Consider the following 24,006-nt stretch of genomic DNA (forward strand, 5'->3'; position numbering starts at 1 on the left):
GGAAAAGTTTTTTCATTATTAAATTAATTAGCTCCAGCTCATATTTATTAAAACTCTATTTCCTTCTATTTCAACTTTTCCTCCCAAGGCATCACTATCTCTTGGATGAATTTCATATGTTTTAATTCCATTTTTTATTTCAGGTTTGACATTTTTAAAACCTCTGCTTTTTAAAATCCAATTTTTAATTGCAGGTTTAGAACTTGTAAATTCAATAATAAATTGTCTTGTAAACATACTTCCTCTTTTTTCCAGATGAAAAATAACAGCATCTTTAGGAAGCTCATTTAATTGTCCCCAGCTTAATGAGGCATTAATCGCATCTTTTTTTTGCCAAGGCATAACAAATGACGAAAAGAAATTTAAGTACAGAAAAAACATTCCTAAAAATAGTACTACAGCAAATACCTTAATTATTTTCATTTGAAATTGAATTTATGCTAAACAATTAATCACATTTTCTTTCCACCAAATCACCAGTTTTTTCATCTAATTCCAGACAAGTTTTCTTTATTAAAACCATTTTATTATTCACCACTTTATATTCAGCATTCATGTGACTGCTGCCCGCACAACATTGATTATGCTCATAAATTCTTTTAGCTTTAGAATCAAACTCTAAAGAAGTTCCGCTAAAACTGCTCTGAAAATATTTTTTTGTTTTTGGATTGTAAAGAATATACAAACTTGATGTATTTGGTCCAGCATAACTGCTTTCAAAAACAGAAAAGTCAGGAATTCCGTCAAAATTATAATCGTCGATACTTATGTTGTTCAATCCCCAAAGCTGACATTCTAAATCTATTTTCTGAATCAGTTTATCTGTCTTTTTTTCAATGATTTTTACGCCAGTAACTTGGGCATAAAAACTACCTTTTTCCTTCGACACAATCAACTTGAAATATTTGTCCTTAAAGGATTCAGGTTGCAGAATTTCTCTATCTATCCATTCAACATTATCGCCATAATCGATCACAAATTCTTTCGATAAAGTAATTTTGAGTTCTTTTCCTGAATTTAAATCTTTCCATATTCCATTTAACTGTTGGCTTTTTTCATTATAATTCTGAAAAGTTAATTTTGCAGTTTCCTTATTCGTTTTATCTTTTTCGGTGAAAACCAAAGTCTTTCCAGTAAGTTTGGCGCTTAATACAATTGGAGTGTCAAAATTAGAATAAGCATAAATTGCCGTTCCTACTCCATCAGAATAAAGATAGGTCACAAATTCTATTGGATATTTATCGATAAATCCAGTGTAGCTTATTTGGGCAGAAAGAAAAGTTGTTGCGAGAAGAAATAGTAAGGCAATTTTTTGTTTCATTTATTGGGGATTAATTTCAGGAAATTATTTTCTTTTTTTTGCGAATACTTTTCTTTATTAAAACTTTTTCTTCATCAGCATTATCTTTTCGTTTATTTATTTCTATTTCATCTTTTTTCAGTTTTAAATAAGTTAGAAAAGAGATACTCAATACGATAAAAGCTATAAATATGGTTCCGTTTCCATCTATTGTTTCAGTAGAAATTCCTCTTTTCCCAAATACTAAACTAGTGGAAGAAATTTCAAACACCTTCATAATTATACCACCAGAAAGGAAAAATAATCCGACGAACAAGCATAGTTTAAAAAAGATTTTCCTTGAATACATACATTAATAATTGATTTAGTGCTAATATATAATTTTCATTTAATAATAGCATCCAAATCATATAACAATCTCTAAAAATCCTGTAAGGCATTTCTCCTGCTTCCTGAATAATTTTACATCATAACATTCAAACTATTAAAATCATGAAAAAGATACTATTAGCCGGAAAAGTAATTTTAGGAGCAGGACTAATTATTATATTCTTGAATTCTTGCAAAAATGAAACGAAACAAGAAGATCCAAAAGAGGTTGCGGAAGATGCTAACGAAGCCAAATTTGACTCAATTGACAACAAAGAAGATGATTCTGAGTTTTTAGTGGATCAGGCTGAAATTAATTTGGCTGAAATCGAAATTGGAAAATTGGCACAACAAAAAAGTACTAATCCTGAAGTGAAAAAATTCGGAAAAATGCTGGTTGATGAACATACTAAATCGGCTTCTGAAGTTAGTGCTTTGGCAAAAGCCAAAAACTTTACACTACCAACTTCTTTAACTGAAGAAGGTCAGGATGAATACAATAAACTAAGCGAAAAATCAGGTGTAGATTTTGACAAAAAATTTGCCGACATGATGATCGACGGTCACGAAAAAGCAATCAAAAAACTTCAGAAAGCTTCTGAAGATGCGACTGATAATGATGTTAAACTTTGGGCATCAAATAATATTGCTGGTTTAACAGCGCATTTGGAACATGCTAAAATGCTGAAACAGAATTTAGACAAAAAATAAAATAGATTTAATTGGTTATTATTTATTTAAACGAAGATTCTGAGATTCTGAGATACTAAGTTAAGTGAGCATCTAAGAACCCCAAATCTTTGCTAAAAACCCCTCAAGAGTTGAATTGCTTGAGGGGTTTGTTTTTTTAGTGGCTAAGATACTAAGGTTCTAAGGTGCTAAGTTTTTTTTTCTTAGAACCTTAGCATCTTAGTACCTTATTTCCCAGCTATTTTCTGTAGATGTTCTGGATATCTTGAGCCTTCGATTGTTATTTTTGAAGCTGCTTCGTTGATTTCTAAAAGATCAGTTGCAGAAAGTTTTAAATCTAATGCGCCAAGATTTTCTTCTAGACGATGCAATTTTGTTGTTCCAGGAATTGGTGCAATCCAAGGTTTTTGAGCTAAATTCCACGCTAATGCAATTTGTGCATTTGTTACGCCTCTGTCGGCTGCCATTTTTGATAATAATTTAACAAAAGCTTGGTTTGTTTTTCTGGCTTCGGGAGCAAAACGAGGTAATGAATTTCTAAAATCAGAACTGTCGAATTGTGTATTCTCATCAATTTTTGCAGTAAGAAAACCTCTTCCTAACGGACTGAAAGGCACAAATCCGATCCCGAGTTCTTCTAATGTTGGGAAAATTTCTTCCTCCGGAGTTCTCCACCAAAGTGAATATTCGCTTTGCAGTGCTGTAACTGGCTGAACGGCATGCGCACGACGAATGCTTTCTGCTCCCGCTTCTGAAAGTCCAAAATGTTTTACTTTTCCTTCCTGAATTAAATCTTTTATAGTTCCTGCTACATCTTCGATAGGAACATTTGGATCAACACGATGCTGATAATACAAATCAATCACATCTATATTCAGTCTTTTTAATGAACCTTCGATGCTTTTTCTAATCCATTCAGGACGGCTATCTAATCCTTTTTTAGAATCGCCCTCCAAAAAACCAAATTTCGTAGCAATTACAATTTTATCGCGAAAGGGCGCTAAAGCTTCTCCTAAAAGTTCTTCGTTTAAATGTGGTCCATAACATTCTGCTGTATCAAAAAAAGTAATTCCTTTTTCATACGCTGAACGCAAAAGACTTATCATTTCTTTTTTGTCATGAGCAGGTCCATATCCAAAACTCATTCCCATGCAGCCAAGTCCCAATGCTGAGACTTCAAGACCGCTATTTCCTAGTTTACGTGTTTGCATATTTTTAAAGTGCCAAGATGCTGCTCTAAGTTTTTTTCTTGTCTTAAATCTCAGCAGCTATTTAATTTAAATTTAAAAATTGCCAAAGTTTAAAAATTCTAATTTCTTAGCATCTCAGAACCTTAGCAACTTAGTATCTTATTTCAAAGAAGCCATATCAATTACAAAACGGTATTTAATATCCCCTTTTAATAATCTTTCATAAGCGTCATTCACTTCGTTTACGCCGATTAATTCGATGTCTGCAGTAATGTTGTGTTCCGCACAAAAATCAAGCATTTCCTGAGTTTCGGCAATTCCTCCGATAGCTGAACCAGCAAAACTTCTTCTTCCTAACAAAAGGCTGAATGATGTTACAGGAAGTGGTTCCATTGGGGCGCCAACAAGCGTTAGAGTTCCGTCAACTTTTAGTAAATTTAAGTACGAATCAATATTGTGCTCTGCTGAAACGCAGTCCAAAATGAAATTCAGGCTTTTTGCATGTTTTGCCATTTGCTCCGGATCTGTAGATAAAACTACTTCATCAGCGCCAAGTTCTTTTGCAGCTTCAAATTTAGATAGCGATGTTGTGAAAACCACCACATGAGCTCCCATAGCTTTTGCTAATTTGATTCCCATATGTCCTAAACCACCAATACCAACAATCCCCACTTTTTGTCCAGGTCCAACTTTCCAGTGTTTTAATGGTGAATACGTTGTGATTCCAGCGCAAAGTAATGGCGCAACTCCTGCAAGATCCAGTTTATCAGAAATATGCAATACATAATTTTCATCCACTACAATACTTTGAGAATATCCTCCAAAAGTATGTCCGCCCAAATGTTTGTCTGGCGAATTGAAAGTCAATATGTTTCCTTCATCGCAATATTGCTCCAAATCATTTTTGCAATGATCACATTCTCTGCAAGAATCAACCATACAGCCAACTCCGGCTAACTGACCAACTTTGAAGTTTTTAACATGATCACCAACTTTCGTAACGCGTCCTACAATTTCGTGTCCTGGCACAATTGGATACATTGTTCCGTGCCACTCATTTCTCGCTGAATGCAAATCAGAATGACAAATTCCGCAGTACAAAATTTCAATTTCTACGTCATGCGCCTGTACAGCTCTTCTTTTAATATTTAATGTTTTTAACGGTGCTTCGGCAGCTTCAGTACCAAAGGCTTTGATGTCTTTTGTTTCCATAATTATATTTTGTTGTTTTTTGAAGTTTGAAGTTTCAGGTTTTGGAACGACTAAAAGTTGCACGCAGATTTGGCAGATTTAAACAGATTTATTTTATATCAAATTGATAATATGAAAGTTACAAAAATATTTCTTCATTACTATCAAAATAAATCATTCCAAAATATGCAAAAAAAAACTTAGTATGTCAGAACCTTAGTATCTTAGTGTCTAAAAAAAATCAAGCTTTTTGAAAAGAAAAATATTCTTCGTCTGTTACTTTTTCAAGCCAAGTTCCAAAACCTTTATCAACTTCTGTAATAATAGCGATGTAAGAGAATTTATTGAATGGAGTTGCTCCGTACCAATGTTCAACGCCCGGTAAAATAGTCACTACTTCGTCTTTCTGAAGCATTCTGATTTCGCTTCCTCTTTCCTGATAATAACCAGTTCCGCCTGTAGCAATCAACATTTGAAGACTTACATTGCTGTGCCAGTTGCTTCGTGCGCTTGGTTCAAATGAAACTTCTTTGATTACTGTATTTTCAGGATGAATTTCGCTGGTTTGCTTTTTATATGACACTTCACCTGTCATATAAGTATTTGGAACTTTTCCTTCTTCGGTCACTGTGGTGTATTGTGTCGACATAATTTAGTTGTTTTAGGTTAATAATTATTTTAAAAGTTATTGTAAACTATCTTTCGATAGCAAAATCAAAGTGTCTAACCTCTTTAAAAAGAGATTTCGGATTTATTTATTCTTTAAAATTTTATATTATTTTATATCAAGCATTTAAAACTAAACCGTAAAGCTGGGACCTCGCTTTTATGAAGTATTTTTTAATCTTTAAAAACCGATAAATGATTTGTTTATTAATCTGGGACAAATGTAGTGCAATACTAAAGTCCAGAAATAACAATATTCAAACAAAAAATTATGAAAATGAAACAATTTACATTCTCAACGATTTTGGAACCGTTCCTGTAAGTCTTTTAAAATAATTATTAAAGTAGCTCGGATATTCAAATCCTAGCGAATAACCAATATCTGAAATACTCCAGTCTGTATGCTGCAAAAGTGCTTTTGCTTCGTTAATAACTCTTTCTGTAATATGCGAAGTGGTTGGTTTTCCTGTGACTTCTTTAACCGAACGATTTAAGTGATTTACGTGTACAGCAAGACTTTGCGCATAATCTTGAGGTGTTTTTAATAAAAGAGGCTGATCTTTTGTTTCAATCGGGAATTGTCTTTCTAATAATTCCAAAAACAAAGAAGTGATTCTGGAAGAAGCATTTTTCGGCTTGAAAAAGTTTTCCGAAGGTTGCATTTTCATAGATTCATGCAAAATCAGATTGATGTAATTGCGCATCAAATCATCTTTAAACGCATAATCCGTTTCATATTCCTGAATCATTTTTTGAAACAATGAATCTATAAAACCCTTTTGATCAGCTGTTAAAGAAAATATTGGCGTTCCTCCTATTTTAAACAACGGCGATTCGTGAAGTGCTTCTGAACGTTCTTTTGATTTTAAGAATTCTTCTGTAAAAACACATGCATATCCCTCATACTCTCCTGAAATGGTTTCCCATGAATAGGGAATAATTGGATTACCGAAAAACAAAATCGTACCGTCTGTTTCTATTCCGCGGTCAGCATATTGTATGATACTTTTACTTGTATTAATACAAATTTTGTAAAAATCCCTTCGGCTATAAACAGGAATCTTGCTTTGATCTCCATTTATTTGATAAACCTTAAAACCTTTCAGTTGTAAATCTGAAGTAAAATCGCAATTATTAATATTTCCTGTCTGATTATTCATTTTGCAAAGTTATGAAAATCAAATAATATTATTTTGTTATTTTTTTGTTTCTGGTTTCAGCTTCACCGCAAAGCACGCAAAAAAAATATAAAAATCTCACAAAGGCGCAAAGACGCAAAGTTTTATTTGCTTTGTGTGCTCTGCAGTTAAAAAAACTAATTCTTTAAAATCGCAGATCGTAATCCTTTCGCGGAAGCGGATAAAATAACTTCTTTGGCATTATCCTCTTTTTGAATGATAATTTGGGCGTAGCCGTTAAAAAGTTTTCTTTTCCAAGGTTCAGCTGGTGTTACAACCTGAATAATTCCAGGATCTGTATTCATGACATCCCAGTCTTTTACTTTTTGCAATGGCGTTGCGGCAATATGAATTATGTTTTTACCTTCTTTCAAAATAGCCGAATCCAAAATATATTTCTGCAAATCTTCAGGACTTGGATTTACTTTATTTCCGTTAATAAAAACAACCGTTTCAACTCCAATTTTTTTGTAAAAGAAACTTACAATATTTGATTTCGAAATAGTATTCAAATCAAATTCTCCTTTATAAATATAAGACGGCGCCTGATTTTTATAATCACGGTCTTTAAAGGCTGTTTTCCAATCGTTTTCAGGATAATTTTGTAATTCTTGAGGCAAATTAACTGTCGATCCTTTTTGTTCTTTAAAATTGGTTATTGCAACTAATAAAACATCATCAATAAACTGATCTTTTTCCAATGAAGTCGGATCGCCATTTCCTACACCTAAAATCTTTCCGCCTTTTATTGAAAACATGATTTTATCATTTGCTGTTGGAATATGTAAACCATTTTTGTCTGTAACTTCAACCGAAACAACTGTTACTTTTGCATTGGAAAGATTTTCTTTATCTATAGAAAGTTTAATATTTTCAGGTTTTTCAGTCGTTTTCTGGATTTCAGTTAAGACTTTTTTTCCATTTTTATAACCAACAGCTTCCAAAGTTCCAGGAGTATAATTGACTTTCCATTCCAAATGACCGTTCAATTCCATTTTATTTTTACCAAGACTTTTTTTATTTACGAAAAGTTCGACTTCATCACAATTCGATTGTACCCAAACATCGATTTCTCTACCTTCCATCCCAGTCCAATTCCAATGTGGCATAATGTGCAAAACCGGTTTGTTTCCCCACCACGATTTCAGATAGAAAACATTGTCTTTAGGAAAACCGCAAACATCCATCATTCCGAAATACGATGTTACCGATGGCCAGCCATAAGGCGTTGGCTCTCCGCGATAATCAAATCCTGTCCAAATAAACATTCCTGCCAAATAGGGCCTTTCATCATAAAATTTCCAACCTTCTTCAATACTATAAAAAGTGGGTCTAGGTTTTTGGTCGTAAGCACTTTTATAATGTTTGACATCGTCTGTAAAATAAACGCCACGTGTTGCAAAAGTGGAACCTTCTTCTGTTCCCATTCCGGGTTGTTGTTTGAATTCATTTCTGTGCGCGTCAATATCACCATTTCCCAGATAATTATAGCCCATAATCTCTACTACAGATGAAATTCCGCTTTTAAATCCGCTGCTGATTCCAACTGTTACAGGTCTTGTCGAATCGATGCTTTTGACAAAATTCTGCATCACATTTGTAATTCTTTCGCCCACGATATTTCCTTCAACATTCCATTCTTCATTTCCAACCGACCAGCAGAAAATACTTGGATGATTTCGATCGCGTTTTATCATTCGTTCCAAATCATTCAAATGATAATCGTTAATTCCCATTAAACGGGTTTCATCAATTACAAGCATTCCTAGTTTGTCACAAGCGTCCAAAAGTTCAGGAGTTGGCGGATGATGCGAGCAACGATAGGCATTAGAACCCATTTCTTTTAATTTCTGAATCCTATAATACTGAATTTCGTCTGGTAAAGCCGTTCCAATTCCGGCATGATCCTGATGATTGTTGGTTCCTTTTAATTTTAAAGATTTTCCATTCAGAAAAAAACCTTTTTCTGGATCAAACTTAACGGTTCTAATTCCGAAAGAAGTTTCGTAAATATCTATTAGTTTTCCGTTTTGCTTAATTTGAGTTTCTAAACTATATAAATTTGGATTATCAATATCCCACAAAAGCGGATTTTTCACATTTAATTTTGAAGCACAAACATTGCTTTTATAAAATTCAGAAGTATTCATGTTTTCCGAAACACTTGCAATTTGTTTTCCTGAAGCATCAAGAATTGTCTGAATTATTTCAATCGAACCTTTATAATTTCCTTTATTTTCAATTGCAACTTCAGCACTAATTTCTGCTTCATTATTTTTTATTTCCGAAGTGACATATGTTCCGTTTGTCTTAACATGAATCGGATTTGTTTTCTGCAGATAAACATGTCTGTAAACACCTGCACCTTCATAAAACCAACCTTCTTCCATTGAGGCATCGGCACGAACAACTATCGTATTTTCTCCGCCATAATTTACATAAGCCGTAACATCATATTCAAATCCGTTGTAACCGCTTTCTTCTGTTCCGAGATAATAGCCGTTAAAAAAGACTTTTGAATTTCTGAAAACACCGTCGAATTTCAATGAAATAATTTTATCATTATCGGTTTCTGGGATCTTGATTTTTTTTCTATACCAACCGATGCTTTTCTCCGGAAAACCTTTTCCCGACGTTTTAAATCCGTGACTGAAACTTCCATTTTCACTGAAAGACTGTTCAACTGCCCAATCATGTGGCAAATCGAGTTTGCGCCACGCACGGTCATCAAAATCTTTAGCCGCCGAACCGTCTCCAAAGCCTGTTTTTGTCAAATACGAAAAATAGCCTGTTGCATGTCCAAAATCTTTTTCGGTATCAAATAAATGTCCGAATGAAAATCGCCAGTCTTTATCGATCAAAATCAATTCTCTGTGCGATTTCTTTTGGGCGAAAGCCAAAAATGAAATCAAAAAAACAAAAACAAAAAAGGCTTTTTTAAGACAAGAATTTCTCATGAAAATAGTTTGAGGATAGTTAGAAAATATAAAATTAGGCTTTTGAAGGTACTTAAATCAATAGTATTTTATCAAAATCATAAACAATTATCCTGTTAGACCCCATCAAAAATGGCTACTAAAATTTAGAATCATTCTATTGGCTATACATTCTGAAATAATTTTCTTTTGGTGTAATTTTATACTAAAATAAAAAAAACAAAGATTACTATGAGTGTTATAAAAGATGAAAAAAAGCTTCTGAGCGTCATAAAACGTATCGATGAAAAGATCGATAAGAATAATGACCAAAAGATTCTTGCCTTTTTTGAATCTCTTGGATTAACTGAAAGAGAAGATGTTCCTAAGAATTTTCTGGACTGGGAAACGATTCTGATTGTCGTACCCGACCGCCACATATCGCATGAACTGAAATATTATAAATTCTCTATATCAAGGCTCTTTTTTGTAACCAATCCGTATGCTGACAAAATTCACATTTATGATTTTGAGGAATGGAAAAATGTTACGCGAAACAAATCGCAATTTCAAATTAGAGAAATGATGAAAACGAGTTTTGGAGGTGTCAAAAAGGCAAATACAGAAAACGAATAATTAAAAAAGTCCCTAATGAGGGACTTTTTTTAGTTTCAGGTTTAAAGTTTCAAGTTGAGATGCTTTGCGCGATATATAACCGCAAAGAGCACAATCCCGATAATTATCGGGAACGCAAATTTTATCATATTTTAGGCACAACCTGAAACCTGAAACTTGAAACAAATTATTTAGTCAATAAACCATTAACCATATCTTCTAAAGCTTTTCCGTGAATATTTTTAGCTAAAATAATTCCGTTTTTATCAATTAAAAAATTCAATGGTACGGATTGAAGCATATAAGCACTCACAACTGGTGAACTCCAATATTTTAAATCGCTTACGTTCGTCCAAGGCAGTTTTCCTTTTGCAATTGCAGCTGTCCATAAAGGCTTTTTTGTATCCATTGAAACACCATAAATAAATAATTTCTCTGGATAAGCATTATGCAGTTTTAATAAAGCTGGTTGTTCTTTGATGCAAGGTCCGCACCAGGAAGCCCAGAAGTCAACTAATACTAAAGCGCCTCTAAATGACGAAAGCGATACGACATTTCCTTTTGGATCTGGAAGCTCAATTTCTGGAGCAATATCGCCAACATCTACACCTACAACCTGTGCTTTTGAACTGGTTATTACACAACATAAGAATCCTAGAACTAGTAAAGTTTTTTTCATAATTGATTAAGTTTATTTGTAATATTTGGGACTATATGTTTATTTAAAATTATAATTTATAAGTATTGAACAATCGGGACAGCCAACTTTCTTTGTATTCATTTGAATCTTCTATTAATAAATCAACTCCAAATCTCTCCTTTATAAATTGAAAATTTGCTATAATATTAGCAAGAAAAAATCATCAACCCTCTCTTTTTTGTAAACAAATATAAATTTTCTTTACTAAATTCCTCACCAATTCTCCTTCTTCATCATAAAAAAATCCTAAATATTTCTATTTAAATTGATATATCGGGAAAAGTCGATATATTTGCATCATGGAAAATATAGAACTTTTTAAAGCCCTTTCAAACAAGTCCAGATTGCAAATGCTGGAATGGCTGAAAGAACCTGAAATAAACTTTCCCAGTCAGCTGGAACATGGCGGATTTGAGCACGGCGTTTGCGTGGGACAAATTCAGGCTAAAGCTGGTTTGACACAATCTACAGTATCTGAATACTTGTCTATTTTGCAGCGCGCTGGTTTTATCGAAGCCAAACGTGTTGGGCAATGGACTTATTATAAACGCAACGAAGGTGCCTTTGAAGCACTCAGTAAATTAATTCAATCTAATTTGTAAAATTACTATGAGTACAAACAACCTGTTTTCAGAATTTAACTTAAAATCGTTAAACCTGAAAAACCGAATCGTAATGGCGCCAATGACGCGCTCTTTTTCTCCAAACGGAGTTCCAACTGACGAAGTAGCCACTTACTACCAAAAAAGAGCTGAAGGCGAAGTTGGTTTAATTTTATCTGAAGGAACTGTAATCGACAGACCTTCATCATCAAACGATGCAAACGTTCCACATTTTTATGGAGAATCTTCTTTAAATGGCTGGAAAAAAGTTATTGACGAAGTTCATGCTGCTGGTGGAAAAATGGGGCCGCAAATCTGGCATATGGGAGTTATGGATAATCATCATTCTGGATGGGTTCCTCCTGTTCCATTTGAAGGTCCATCTGGATTAAACCGTCCTGATTTCAGAAATGGAGTTACGATGTCAGAAAAAGATATTGAAAATACAATTTTGGCTTTTGGTAAAGCTGCTGCCGATGCAAAAAGACTTGGTTTTGATACGATCGAAATTCACGGCGCTCACGGTTATTTAATTGACCAATTCTTTAGAGCCGAAACCAATTTACGTGAAGATATTTATGGTGGAAAAACTTTGCCAGAACGCAATCGATTTGCAATTGAAGTTGTAAAAGAAGTCAGAAGACAAGTTGGAAATGATTTCGCTGTGATTATGAGATTCTCTCAATTTAAACCTTCTGATTACAACTATAAACTAGCTAAAAACCCACAGGAATTAGAAGCTTGGCTTACTCCTCTTGTTGATGCCGGAGTTGATATTGTTCACGCTTCACAACGCAGATTCTGGGAACCTGAGTTTGAAGGTTCTGATTTAAACTTTGCCGGATGGGCGAAAAAAGTTACCGGAGCTCCAACAATTACTGTTGGTTCTGTAGGACTTTCAAGCGATTTCTTTGGTGCTTTTGCAGGAGAAAGTTCTGAGCCAACTTCTTTAGAAGAATTAAACAGACGTTTCGACAGAGGCGATTTTGATTTAGTTGCCGTTGGAAGACCACTTTTATCTGATCCAAATTGGGTTGCTAAAATTAAAGCTGGAAAAACTGACGAATTAAAAGGTTTCAGTAAAGAAGCTTTGGGAGCATTGGTTTTGGAATAAGGCACATAGATGCAAAGGTTCAAAGGGACAAAGTTTTTCCTTCAATCTTTGTTATTTTCTATAATACAAAAGGGATAAACAATTATGTTTATCCCTTTTTTGAATATCTATAACTAACAAAATTAGAAATTCAATATTTTTATTTAAGTTTCAAAGTTGCAGAGTTACAAAGTGACAAAGGTTTTTCTCTAAAACTTTGTCACTTTGTTTCTTTGTGACTTAACTCAAAACTTTTTTATTTTGAAAATTATTTACAAGCCAATTTCTAACTGGTTCATCGTATAATTTTAAACATACAAAAGCTAAAACAATACTTGCTACAAGAAGTGCAATTCCAGGAAGTAATCCGTCTTCAAGCGAAACCTTATTATTCACGACCCAAGCCGTATACCAGTAAATAAGCGGATAATGCGTGATATAAATTGGATATGAAATATCACCTAAAAGTTTACATATTTTAGCCGAAAAATCACTTTTAATCTGTCCCCCTGCACCGATTGCAACGATAAGTGGAAAAACTAAAATAATACAGAAAGATTCATATAAACCATTCATCCATAAAGAGTTTTCATCTCCAAATCTTGGCAAAGCCAAAACAATTGTAATTAAAATGCTGCAAATCCAAAAAGCACCTTTCAGATGAATTAATTTTCCTAAACGGCAAAGCAACATACCTGCAAAAAACGGATACAATAATCGGGTAAATCCAATATTCATTTGCTCCAAGTTCAATGACCAGCCTCCTATTACATCGCCTTTTGGTCCAAAAACCAGATAATTAATTAGCAGTCCGGCAAATATCACTACAAAAAATGATAATACTTTTTTCGAAAATTTGCGAAAAATTAGGGCGTACAAGATGTTTGCAATGTATTCGAAAAAAAGTGACCATGCCGGACCATCTAATGGATGCATTTCGCCCCAGCCCCTGATTTCCAAGGAAGGTGGAATTGGTAGCAACGTAAAACCAATTACCATCGTCAGAATCAATTTCCAAACCTCCATATTTGCAATCATTGGAAATAATATATCTGAAGTCTGAAAATAATAAAAGATTGCGCCAATGATCATTCCCATAATTACCATGGGCTGTAAACGTATTAATCGGCGTTTGTAAAATTCCCATTGCGTCATTTTTCCCCAACGGTCATCATACGCATACGCAACAACAAATCCGGATAAAAGAAAAAAGAAATCAACGGCTAAATAACCGTGATTGATAATTTGTTTAAAACGGTTTCCGCCATTAAAAGTTTCAAAAATGTGAAACGTAACAACTAAAATAGCAGCAACTCCACGCAAACCATCCAGAATCTCATAATGCTTTTTCGGTGTAATATCATTCATATAATGGTTAATTATAAATTGTTAATGGTGAATTGAGAATTATTACTGGTGATTTTTCAGCCATTCTAATCTTCTTTGATCTGGAAGATGTTTTACGGTAAAGTTTTCAAATTTAGCTTCAAAACCATTTCCGTCTGGCGATGCAGCCATCAAACCTACCATAACTGGTGTATTGTCCTGCAATGGCGCATTTCTGGTCATGATATAATTTTTATCATCATAAGAGAAAAAGACTTCTACGGCATCCAGTCTTCTTACCACTTTAATCCATACAAACGGTGGCGCTTTTTCAAGCGTTGTAACACTCCAATCACTTTTATCATGTGTTACGACTGTACTGATATTGAATTTTCCGTCAACAAATTCTACTCCGGTTTTAATGTAATTTTTCTCATCGACACGAATCATTAATCCCATTTGGTCAAAACGAGCGATGTAATTTCCTGTAATTTTTACTTTGGCTTCAAACTCTCCGCCATAAGTTGCATAGTAAAAAGGCGCATCGTCAACTGTGAATCCGTAATGCGAAATTCGCCAATAATCACTATTTGGCGTTACATTCATGATTAGTGCATTGTTTTTAATTTCCCATTTTTCTGGTTCATTAAACCATTGCATTTTATTTAAACTTTGTGCCGAGATTTTACACGCAAAAAATAAAATCAAAACGGCAAGTATATTTTTTTTCATGTCATTTATTTTTTAAACCATTAAGATATAAAGAAAATTAAGTTGGACTTAATGATCTTAATCTTAGCTGATATTAAGAAAATAAAGTTTCACTTTATGAACCTTAATGTCTTAATGATAAAATTTAAATCAAAAGCAAAGCTGCAAATTCTTACACTTGCAGCTTTACAAACCAACCAATTTAGAAATAATGAAATTATTGAAGTGAGAAGCCCACTTTAGATTTTATATCGGCTGAAGATGCACCAATTAAAGCTTCAAAAGCCCCTGGCTCAGCAACCCAGTCGTGTTTTTTATCATCAAAGAAACTTAAAGCTGTTTTATCAACTGTAAAAGTTACTGTTTTTTCTTCTCCCGCTTTAAGTGAAACTTTCTCAAATCCTTTTAATTCTTTAATTGGACGAGGTAAAGAAGATTTTAAATCGCTGATATAAAGCTGTACAGTCTCAGATCCTTCACGGTTTCCTGTGTTTTTAACAGTAACTGAGAATGTTATTTTATCACTTGAAGTCATTTGTTTTTTATCTGCAGTAACTTTTCCGTAAGCAAAAGTTGTATAGCTTAATCCATGTCCAAAAGGGAATAATGGTTTGATTTTTTGTTTGTCTGCCCAACGGTATCCAACAAAAATTCCTTCGTTGTAAACAACTTCATCTCCACCTGGGAACTGACCTAAAGCGTGTGCTCCGTTATCAGTTAATTTTACTGGGAAAGTGAAAGTCAATTTTCCTGACGGATTCACGTCTCCAACCAAAACATTTGCCAAAGCATTTCCTGCTTCAGTTCCTAAAAACCATCCTTGAACAACTCCCGGAACTTCTTTAATCCAAGGCATTGCTACGGCATTTCCTGAAATATTTACAAAAACAATGTTTTTATTTACTTTCGCCAATTGGCTAATTAATTCATCCTGTCCATAAGAAAGTTCCAATCCTTTACGATCGTGTCCTTCATCATCTTGATTTGGGCTTTTGTTCAAACCTCCAATAAAAAGAACAATATCAGCATCTTTAGCTACTTTTAAAGCTTCAGCAGTCAATTCAGCTGGTGAACGTTTTTCTTCTAAACTTACTTTCGCTACAACTCCGTTATAATTGCTTGTTGGATCTCCAACATAACCACGCGCATAAACGATTTCAGCCTGATTTCCTATTTTTTTCTTTAATCCTTCAAGAGGGGTAATTTCGTATCTCGCTTTTAGAGAAGAACTTCCTCCTCCTACTGTCATCATTTTGATTGCATTCTCACCAATCACTGCAATTTTCTTTGTTTTAGAAAGATTGATTGGTAAAATATTGTTGTTGTTTTGCAATAATACAATTCCTTCTTCAGCGATTTTACGGCCTGCATCAGCGTGTTCTTGTGTTCCGAAAGACCCAAAAGGACGATTTTTATCCATTGTTGTCAAGAAAGCCAAACGCAGAATACGACGTACTTTTTCGTCTAATTCTTTAGTTCCAACTTCACCTTTTTTGATCATTTCTGAATAAGGTTTTGCTAAATAATAATTATCATAAGCATTGCTTGTTCCCCAAGAAAGTCCGTTTGTCCAAGAACCGAATTCCATATCTAAACCATTGTAAATAGCTTGTTTAGTATCATGAACACCGCCCCAGTCTGAAACTACAACGCCTTTGAAACCCCATTCTTTACGAAGAATATCGTTTAACAAAAACTCGTTATGACAACATTGCTGTCCTTTGTATTTGTTGTAAGATCCCATAATCGCCCACGCGTCTCCATCTTGTACAGCTGCTTTAAAAGCCGGAAGATAAATTTCGTATAAAGCTCGGTCATCAACCACAACGTTTACAGTATTACGATTTGTTTCCTGATTGTTTAATGCAAAATGTTTCACACAAGCAGCAACTCCATTTGACTGGACTCCTTTAATATAAGGAACAACCATTTTTGAAGTTAAAAACGGATCTTCTCCCATGTATTCGAAGTTTCTTCCGTTTAATGGACTTCTGTAGATGTTTACTCCAGGTCCTAATAGTACATTTTTATTACGGTAACGTGCTTCTTCTCCAATAGACTTACCATATAAAGAAGCCAATTCTTTGTTCCATGTTGCAGAAAGTGCCGTAAGTGCAGGGAAAGCAATACAAGAATCGTTTGTCCAACCCGCCTGATCCCATTCGTCCCATTTTACTTCGGTACGAATTCCGTGCGGTCCGTCGGTCATCCAGTTTTCTGGAATACCAAGACGTTTTACACCAGGCGAACTAAATTTTGACTGCGCATGAATCATGGCAATTTTCTCGTCAGTTGTCATTCTTTTAAGCGCATCTTCTACTCGCTCTTCAATTGACTTTCTATCATCAAGATAAACCGGAACTTTATTTTGTGCATTCAATCCGAATGAACTCAATAAAACTAAAACAACGATTGTTTTAACGTTTTTAAACATAACTATTATTTATTTAAGCATTCAATTTAATTAAAGATACTCTAGTAGTCATTTGTACCTTTTAATAATATTGTAAAACTAAAACGTTATCGTACATGTTACATTTTTAAACGCAAAAAAGTAGTGAATTAAAAAATTAAATAATTGATTATCAATTAAATAATAAAAAAAATATAGCAAAAAAAGTAGTGCTTTTAAAATATTTCTTTATGATTTCAAGGCCATTGAACCAATTTTCGCCACCATTTCTTCAAAATCATTTCGAGAAACTGCAGCTTTATTTCGAGCTCTGGTTCGGTAATTGTAAATTGTACTTAAAGAGTAGCGAAGAAAAGCTGCGATCTTGACACTGTCAGTAATTCCGAGTCGGATCAAAGCAAAGATTCTTAATTCGGTATTTAACAATTCGCCTTGTTTTAATACAATTTGTTCTTCAGGAATTAAAAGCGTATTAAAATCCTTTACGAATGTTGGATAAAGATTCAAAAAAATAATATCGAAGTTTTTATAAAGCTCTTCAAGTTCGTTATCGACCAAAGTGGTTGATTTTAATATTTTATAAATTTCATCAAACTGTTTTGCCGTCGCTTTTTTATTTAGAATAATGCGATAGTTTTCCAATTTATTGATATAAGTCGAACAAAGACTGAAAAAGTGTGCTATATATTCTTCTTTAACATGATTAGATTCAGATAATTGCGAATTTGTTTCCTTAAGTTGCTCGTTTGTTTGCGTAATATCTTTGTTTAATTCGGCTAATTTTTGACTGGTTTCATAAAGTTCTCCCCTAATTCTCGAAACCTTTTTCATTTGCTTGTAAACGTAAATTATCGCAACAATCAAGAACACAGACAATAAGCTTATACACATCAAATAAAATTGCAATTCTGATTTTCGTTTTGCTTCTTTCTCCAAATAAACGGTATTGATAATCGAATAAACTTCAGACATCAAGAGCGTTCTAAATTGAACATTACAATAAAGCGCGTCTTCAATTGCCGATTGTGTAAGTTTATAAGCCATATCGACATCGCCAATTTCATAAAAAACTGACGCTAATTCCTGCAAAGAAGCATTGTCTTTATTCGCGTTTTTTAGATCTGCCGTTGCAGAAAGTGCGTAATATTTTTTTCGAAGTTCCAGATTGTGAGTTGCTTCATTAATTTTTCCTAAGAGATAGGTAATAATAGCATATTGCGGATTATCTTCGGTTGTAGTTTTGAGTAGGCTTTCCAGCTTTTTTTGCGTGTTGCTATATTTTTTATGAAAAAGATCCTGCGTAAGTTTAGTGATTTTGTAATCTAAAGTATTAGGCTTTAAAACCAATAAAAGCGAATCACGATATTTTCCAATTTGCTGGCGATATTCGTCATTGTAACTGTTTGCAGCATAATGTTCGAAAAATTCGCGATAGGCGATGTAATAATTTGGCAATAAGCTTAAAGCCAGTTTGTTTTTATTGATACTTTTTAAAATAGCTTCAGATTCGCGGTATTTTCCTGAAGAAGAATAAAGCGTAACCAATTCTAATTGTGCTAAATTGAGAAGATTTTTATCCTGAAGCTGTTCGCCAATTTTGATATTCTTTTTTACATAACGAATAGCCGAATCCGAATTGAATTTCTGATATTCTAAATACAACGTTTTATTGTAACTATATTCCTGTTCTGGAGTTAAGCTTTCCGATTTTATTCTTTTGAAGTTTAAAATTCGTTCTTCTTTAAGCTCTACATAATGCTGTTTATTTTTTAAAGCATCATTTAATTTATCCAAAATAATGTCTTCGCTATCCAAAGCAAATATTGGAAAGCTAAGCAATAAAACACAAAAAAATAAAAGGTTTTTCAATGTGGTGGTCGATAGTTTTTAGAAAAGCAAATATAATGAGATACTAAGGTTCTAAGGTGCTAAGGTGCTAAGTTTTTTTATCTGCCGCGAATTTACTTCGTAAACTCGTGGCAGGAAACTTTATTATTTTACTGCTATTGGAGCTGAAAGACAACTTTCAGGAATATCAAAAGCATTTACCAAAGCCACAGCATCTGGGCGAATATCCCAGCATAACTGATTTACTATTTTACGGATCGCTTTTGTTTTAACTGCTTCCATATAACCGTCTTCAAGATACCAGGCTTTGTTTTTTTCAATCTGCGAAAGCGCAAATAACTGATATAATTTCGTTAATATTTGTTTTGAATTTTCATCTGAAATTGTCTTCAAAGCTTCTTGAAACTGTTCTAAAACAATACGTTCTAAATATGCCTGCGCCACATCTATCATTTGATGTTGTACGACATTAAAGGCATCATAAGCTTCTAATCCTCCGTCAACTAATTTTTTGATACGTTTTGCCGCCGATGCTAATATTGTTTTTTCTCTATGAACAAAAGCTTGATGATGAAATTCGGCATCCAACAAATGTTCCTCTTCCGTTCTTCTGGTTGCGATTGGATTCTTTTCTGACAAAGCCGTTTTTGCATTTTCATAAACATAATTGATGATGCCAAGCGATCCCATTTCTCCAAAAGATTTTCTGAATTCAGACAAACGGTTTTTAGCTACCAATTGCATTAAAACGGTATTATCTCCTTCAAAAGTCGTGTAAATTTCAGTATCATTTTTTAAAGCATCGATTCTGTTTTCAGATAAATACCCTTTTCCGCCACATGCTTCACGGCATTCCTGTAAAATATCTCTTGTGCTCCAGGTTGAATATGATTTTAATCCGGCAGCCAAGGCTTCAATCTCCTGCATTTCGGCTTCTGTTCTATTCAAAAATCTATTCGTAAGGTATTGAAGTGCAAAATGAACCGCGTATGTTTTAGCCAAATTCGGCAGTAATCTTCGTTGATGCATTCTGTAATTTAAAATCGGAACTTCTGATCCACCTTCTGGTCCAAATTGCCTTCTTTGATCGCTGTAGCGAATGGCAATGGTCAAACCTGATTTGGCTGCCGCCAAAGCCGAACGCGGAATTCCGATTCTTCCTCCTACCAAAGTTCCAAGCATTGTAAAAAATCGACGGTTATCACTCGGAATTGGACTTTCGAATTCTCCTTTTTCATTTACAGAAGCAAAACGATCCAACATATTATCCTTCGGAATTACGACGTTATCAAAACTGATTGTTCCATTGTCAACGCCATTTAAACCCATTTTATGACCACAATCACCAATAGTAACGCCGTTTAAAACATTTCCATTTGGATCACGCAAAGGCACTACAAAAGCATTTACGCCATAATCGTGATCGTCGATAATTAATTTAGCAAAAACAGTTGCCATTTGGCCGTGAACAGCTGCGTTTCCGATATATTCTTTTTGTGCATTTTTATTTGGTGTATGAATCGTAAAGGTCTGATTGTTATGATTATAAGTCGCAGTGGTTTCTAAACCTTTTACATTTGATCCATGATGGGTTTCGGTCATGGCAAAACAACCGGGAAGTTTCAGAGAGCCAATATCTTTTAAATATTTAGCATAATGTTTTTCGGTTCCAAGAGACTGAACGCTCATTCCCCAAAGTCCAAACTGAACACCAAATTTTATCACCAAACTCAAATCGTGATAACTCAGCGTTTCCATAATTGCAAAATAATCCTCTACATTGCCTCCTCCACCATATTCCTTCGGATAAGCCATATTTCCTAAGTTTTCTTCGGCTAAAATTTTACACCAATTATAAACCGTTTGACGAAAAACATTTATATCTGTTGAAGTTTCATAAGCAAATTCAGGTCGGGAAATAATTGATTTTACTCTTTTTATAATTGGAGCTTCTTTTCCGTCTAATAATTCGGTTATTTTATTAATATCAAAATTTTCAGATGTCTGCGAATTTGCTGTAAATGAATCGGCTTTTGTTTTGAAATTTTGAAGTGCTTCTTCGCCTAAAATTCCAAGATCATTTTCCAATTTTTTAAAATCAGATTCAATTGGCGTTAAATCCAAATCGCTTCCCGAAAGTGCTTTTGCAATGTCTAAAATAGATTTTATAGACGATCTATCCTGAATACTTTTTTCAATGTCTAATTTCCATTGCGTGAGTTCATTTCGCGAAGGCGGATTTGAAATATCCACTTTTGAGAGAAGAAATTCTTTTTCGGCTGAAGTTAATGCTGACAGCGAATTGATAAACTCTTTTAGAGTAATAAACTCTTTTTGTGTCAGTAAATCATCAGACCACACTAAATAAAATAACGGAATAAAGGCTTGAAGTTTGGTATTTTTCATAGAGAATCTTAATTTTTACTTTGGTTAAATTAAAGAAATTTCGCTTAAAGTTCGTTAAGATTCTCTTAATATATTATTGAAATTGCAGTATGCAAATTATCTGTTTATCTTGCTGTTCATCATACCACTTACAACATTAATCATTGCTTTTCTGGTTAAGAATCTTGGCAAAAACGATTGGATATAGTTCATTGTTCCAACAATTTTAAAGCTTTTATTTTTCAGAAGTGCTTTGATTCCTTGTTTTGCAACATCTTGTGGCTTATCTGCTGCCATACCTTTTGTATAAGCTTTTGCAACAGATTGAAATCCAGTTGTTGTATTGCCAGGACAAAGAGCCATTATAGTTATACCTTTTTTATTATACTCGCCATATAAAGCTTCTGAAAAATCAAGTACAAAAGATTTGCTTGCACAATACGCAGCAACATACGGACAAGGCTGTAATGCTCCGGTAGATGCAACATTAATGATACCTCCCTCTCCTTTTTTAATCATATCCGGTAGTACCAAATGACATAATTTCAGCAGTGCATTAATGTTTATTTCTATCATATCCTCATACTGTTCTATACTTTCATCCAGAAAATTTGTCCATTTCCCAAATCCAGCATTATTTATAAGAATATCAATAGATAAACCAGCTTCTTTAATTTGATTATACAATTTGTATGGGGTTTCTTTTTGAAGAAGATCACCTCCAAAAACACTCACTTTTACTTTATATTCTTTAGAAATTTTGCTGGCCAAAAAATTCAATTTGTCTTCTGATCTTGCTGTTAGAATTAGATTAGATCCTTGTTTTGCAAATTCGTAAGCAAAAGCTTCACCAATACCTGAAGATGCACCAGTTATCAGCACCGTTTTATTTTTTATTGTTTTCATTTTTAGTTATTTTACTGATACAAAATTCAGCAATAACTAAACTATTCTACTTGACTTATGTTAGGAAATTAGTTTTCTTCTAATTCGGCTTAAACTTTCGGGTTTGATCCCAATAAAAGATGCAATATATTGAAGTGGTACATTCTGAATTATATCAGAATTATTTTTCAATAGATTTAAATATCGCTCTTCCGCTGATAAATTAATAATGTCTTTAGTTCTCTGTTCATTATAAATCACAGATTTTTCATAAACGATTTTAGCAAAATCAGCCCATTTTTGACTTTTTCGGCAAAGAATATCAAAATCGCTTTTTGTAATTCGCAAAACTTCACAAGATGTTATACATTCTACATTCTCATTTGAAGCAGTTCTGTTTATAAAACTATTAAAAGAAGTAATAAATCCGGAAGGACAATTAATATGGGTTGTAACCCGAGCCCCATTTTCATTATAAAAGATTCTTATAAAGCCCGAATTTATAAAATATAAATACTTAGCAGGTTTGTTTTCAATTTCTAAAATTTGACCTTTTTCAAAAGAAATAGGCTCGAAAAAACTTTGAATCATTTTGATATCAGTTTCATCGATTTCAATAATTTCTCTAACTAAATTTAATAGTTTATCGTGCATTAAAAATCTAATTTAAATTGATAGTCTGATACTGATTACACAGATTAAAAGAATTAATTTTCTTTGTGCAAAAAATTAGCCACGACCCGAGCGATAGCGAACAGGCGAAGCAATTCACGAATTGTAAATTCATTTATTGAAAATCATTCGTGTAATTCGTGGCTGACCTTTTATTTCATTTTATCGCATAAAAAAAACAGGGATGAAAAATAATCATTCCTGTTTTAAAACCCTGTTAAGATTCTCGTAATTTTACTTTTTAAACCAATAAAAAATGTAAAATTACTTTATTGAGAATCTTTAGATGACAGGATATTTTTTTGTTTTAGAGCAAAAATATGATGTGAATTAAAAACTAACACAGCTATAAAAATTATACTATAAGCTGCAATCTGCAAAGTGCTAATTTGTTCATTAAATACAAAAGCAGCCAACATAAAAGCAATCATTGGGTTTATATTCAATAACATTCCCACAGTTGAAGATGGAAGACCTGAAAGAGCATATAAATTCAAAAACAATGGAATAATTGTAAACGCAATTGCAATCGTTTCAATGAAAAAATAAAATTTAAATTCTGTTGGAACTGGTCCGCTGTATGCTGGGTAAAAAGGCAATAAAACCAATGCTGCCAAAGTAATATGAAATGTTAATACAATGAATTTATCAAAACCTTTATTAATTCGCTGACTTACTAAATAAGAAGCATACGTCAATCCGATAATGATGCTGAAAAACATATCCATGATATCTGCATAAGACAGCAACAAACAACCTAAAATACTTAATCCTACAGCAAGCCATTGTGTTTTAGCCAATTTTTCTTTCAATAAAAAATAAGCCAGTAAAGTTGTTAAAATCGGACAAACCAAATACGCTAAAGAAGTCGCTTTAACGCTCACATGATTCATTACATAAATAAAAGTGAACCAGTTTGCCATTAGAAAAAAGCTTCCGCCAATGTTAAGCAAAATTGCTTTCTTCTTTTCTGAAGAAGAAAGCGCTTTGAAACTCCCCACTGTTTCTTTTATTTTGCTTCTTTTAAAAAGAAAAGAGATCAGTAGCATTAAGATACTGCAACTGAAAACTCGAAAAAATAATATATCCAAGGATTGATAATCATGAATTGGTCTTAAAACCAAACTGAAAAATCCCCAGACAGTATAAGCGGTAATCGCAGCAGTATAATATTTTGTTGTTTTCACGATTTCTATTTCTTCTTTTATTTTGAGACAAATTTCTTAAAAATTAAATAGCAATACAGATACAGTTTTT

Annotated in this window: 21 protein-coding genes; 4 read left to right on the forward strand and 17 right to left on the reverse strand. The window is 33.5% G+C overall.

Annotated elements, in window-relative coordinates:
- Nucleotides 1-27: 27 nt before the first annotated feature.
- The 3 genes from ACWA1B_RS06505 to ACWA1B_RS06515 are packed head-to-tail and all read right to left on the reverse strand — an operon-like array spanning nucleotide 28 to nucleotide 1,577.
- Nucleotides 28-423 carry a hypothetical protein gene (locus ACWA1B_RS06505; protein WP_456905229.1) on the reverse strand — a complete coding sequence of 132 codons (396 nt, stop codon included), beginning with the start codon at nucleotides 421-423 and terminating at the stop codon, nucleotides 28-30.
- Between the two features lie 25 nt (nucleotides 424-448).
- Nucleotides 449-1,321: an XAC2610-related protein gene (locus ACWA1B_RS06510; RefSeq protein ID WP_456905231.1), complete on the reverse strand. Its 873-nt coding sequence runs from the start codon at nucleotides 1,319-1,321 to the stop codon at nucleotides 449-451.
- 16 nt (nucleotides 1,322-1,337) lie between these two features.
- The gene (locus ACWA1B_RS06515) at nucleotides 1,338-1,577 is read right to left on the reverse strand and encodes a hypothetical protein (RefSeq protein ID WP_456905233.1); all 240 of its coding nucleotides are present in this window, start codon (nucleotides 1,575-1,577) and stop codon (nucleotides 1,338-1,340) included.
- A 215-nt stretch (nucleotides 1,578-1,792) separates the two neighbouring features.
- Between ACWA1B_RS06515 and ACWA1B_RS06520 the strand changes: the two genes are divergently transcribed.
- On the forward strand, nucleotides 1,793-2,380 hold the full coding sequence (locus tag ACWA1B_RS06520; RefSeq protein ID WP_456905235.1) for a DUF4142 domain-containing protein: 588 nt from the start codon (nucleotides 1,793-1,795) through the stop codon (nucleotides 2,378-2,380).
- Between the two features lie 206 nt (nucleotides 2,381-2,586).
- On the opposite strand, the gene ACWA1B_RS06525 is transcribed toward ACWA1B_RS06520, so the two are convergent.
- The 5 genes from ACWA1B_RS06525 to galA form a co-directional block, all read right to left on the reverse strand.
- Complete coding sequence (locus ACWA1B_RS06525; RefSeq protein ID WP_456905237.1) at nucleotides 2,587-3,570, reverse strand: aldo/keto reductase; 984 nt, start codon at nucleotides 3,568-3,570, stop codon at nucleotides 2,587-2,589.
- Between the two features lie 138 nt (nucleotides 3,571-3,708).
- Nucleotides 3,709-4,761 (reverse strand): NAD(P)-dependent alcohol dehydrogenase, encoded by a 1,053-nt coding sequence (locus ACWA1B_RS06530; RefSeq protein WP_456905239.1) that lies wholly within the window; start codon nucleotides 4,759-4,761, stop codon nucleotides 3,709-3,711.
- Between the two features lie 220 nt (nucleotides 4,762-4,981).
- The gene (locus tag ACWA1B_RS06535; RefSeq protein WP_456905241.1) at nucleotides 4,982-5,389 is read right to left on the reverse strand and encodes a cupin domain-containing protein; all 408 of its coding nucleotides are present in this window, start codon (nucleotides 5,387-5,389) and stop codon (nucleotides 4,982-4,984) included.
- A gap of 304 nt (nucleotides 5,390-5,693) precedes the next feature.
- Nucleotides 5,694-6,566, reverse strand: a complete 873-nt coding sequence (locus tag ACWA1B_RS06540; RefSeq protein WP_456905243.1) for a helix-turn-helix domain-containing protein — start codon at nucleotides 6,564-6,566, stop codon at nucleotides 5,694-5,696.
- Between the two features lie 155 nt (nucleotides 6,567-6,721).
- Nucleotides 6,722-9,541 carry a beta-galactosidase GalA gene (gene galA / locus ACWA1B_RS06545; protein ID WP_456905245.1) on the reverse strand — a complete coding sequence of 940 codons (2,820 nt, stop codon included), beginning with the start codon at nucleotides 9,539-9,541 and terminating at the stop codon, nucleotides 6,722-6,724.
- A gap of 210 nt (nucleotides 9,542-9,751) precedes the next feature.
- Between galA and ACWA1B_RS06550 the strand changes: the two genes are divergently transcribed.
- Nucleotides 9,752-10,135, forward strand: a complete 384-nt coding sequence (locus ACWA1B_RS06550) for a hypothetical protein (protein WP_456905247.1) — start codon at nucleotides 9,752-9,754, stop codon at nucleotides 10,133-10,135.
- Between the two features lie 166 nt (nucleotides 10,136-10,301).
- Here the strand turns inward: ACWA1B_RS06550 and ACWA1B_RS06555 are convergent, their stop codons facing one another.
- Complete coding sequence (locus ACWA1B_RS06555) at nucleotides 10,302-10,793, reverse strand: TlpA family protein disulfide reductase (RefSeq protein ID WP_456905248.1); 492 nt, start codon at nucleotides 10,791-10,793, stop codon at nucleotides 10,302-10,304.
- 320 nt (nucleotides 10,794-11,113) lie between these two features.
- On the opposite strand from ACWA1B_RS06555, the gene ACWA1B_RS06560 reads away from it, so the two are divergent.
- Together ACWA1B_RS06560 and ACWA1B_RS06565 are read left to right on the forward strand one after the other, a co-directional pair.
- Complete coding sequence (locus ACWA1B_RS06560; RefSeq protein ID WP_035644774.1) at nucleotides 11,114-11,416, forward strand: ArsR/SmtB family transcription factor; 303 nt, start codon at nucleotides 11,114-11,116, stop codon at nucleotides 11,414-11,416.
- A gap of 7 nt (nucleotides 11,417-11,423) precedes the next feature.
- Entirely contained in the window at nucleotides 11,424-12,530 is a 1,107-nt protein-coding gene (locus tag ACWA1B_RS06565; RefSeq protein WP_456905251.1) for an NADH:flavin oxidoreductase, read from the forward strand.
- 219 nt (nucleotides 12,531-12,749) lie between these two features.
- On the opposite strand, the gene ACWA1B_RS06570 is transcribed toward ACWA1B_RS06565, so the two are convergent.
- From ACWA1B_RS06570 to ACWA1B_RS06605, 8 genes are all read right to left on the reverse strand, one after another.
- Nucleotides 12,750-13,877, reverse strand: a complete 1,128-nt coding sequence (locus ACWA1B_RS06570; RefSeq protein ID WP_456905253.1) for an acyltransferase family protein — start codon at nucleotides 13,875-13,877, stop codon at nucleotides 12,750-12,752.
- A gap of 42 nt (nucleotides 13,878-13,919) precedes the next feature.
- Entirely contained in the window at nucleotides 13,920-14,567 is a 648-nt protein-coding gene (locus ACWA1B_RS06575) for a DUF1349 domain-containing protein (protein WP_426485550.1), read from the reverse strand.
- Nucleotides 14,568-14,763: 196 nt separating this feature from the next.
- Nucleotides 14,764-16,980 (reverse strand): glycoside hydrolase family 3 C-terminal domain-containing protein, encoded by a 2,217-nt coding sequence (locus ACWA1B_RS06580; protein WP_456905255.1) that lies wholly within the window; start codon nucleotides 16,978-16,980, stop codon nucleotides 14,764-14,766.
- A gap of 207 nt (nucleotides 16,981-17,187) precedes the next feature.
- Nucleotides 17,188-18,774, reverse strand: coding sequence for a DUF6377 domain-containing protein (locus ACWA1B_RS06585; protein WP_456905257.1), 1,587 nt, complete (start codon nucleotides 18,772-18,774; stop codon nucleotides 17,188-17,190).
- A 177-nt stretch (nucleotides 18,775-18,951) separates the two neighbouring features.
- Nucleotides 18,952-21,213, reverse strand: a complete 2,262-nt coding sequence (locus ACWA1B_RS06590; RefSeq protein ID WP_456905259.1) for an acyl-CoA dehydrogenase family protein — start codon at nucleotides 21,211-21,213, stop codon at nucleotides 18,952-18,954.
- Nucleotides 21,214-21,309: 96 nt separating this feature from the next.
- Nucleotides 21,310-22,098, reverse strand: coding sequence for an SDR family NAD(P)-dependent oxidoreductase (locus tag ACWA1B_RS06595; RefSeq protein WP_456905261.1), 789 nt, complete (start codon nucleotides 22,096-22,098; stop codon nucleotides 21,310-21,312).
- Between the two features lie 60 nt (nucleotides 22,099-22,158).
- Nucleotides 22,159-22,731, reverse strand: coding sequence for a Crp/Fnr family transcriptional regulator (locus ACWA1B_RS06600; protein ID WP_456905263.1), 573 nt, complete (start codon nucleotides 22,729-22,731; stop codon nucleotides 22,159-22,161).
- A gap of 287 nt (nucleotides 22,732-23,018) precedes the next feature.
- Nucleotides 23,019-23,936 carry an EamA family transporter gene (locus tag ACWA1B_RS06605; protein ID WP_456905265.1) on the reverse strand — a complete coding sequence of 306 codons (918 nt, stop codon included), beginning with the start codon at nucleotides 23,934-23,936 and terminating at the stop codon, nucleotides 23,019-23,021.
- Nucleotides 23,937-24,006 lie beyond the last annotated feature (70 nt).

The organism is Flavobacterium xizangense, from assembly GCF_054075145.1.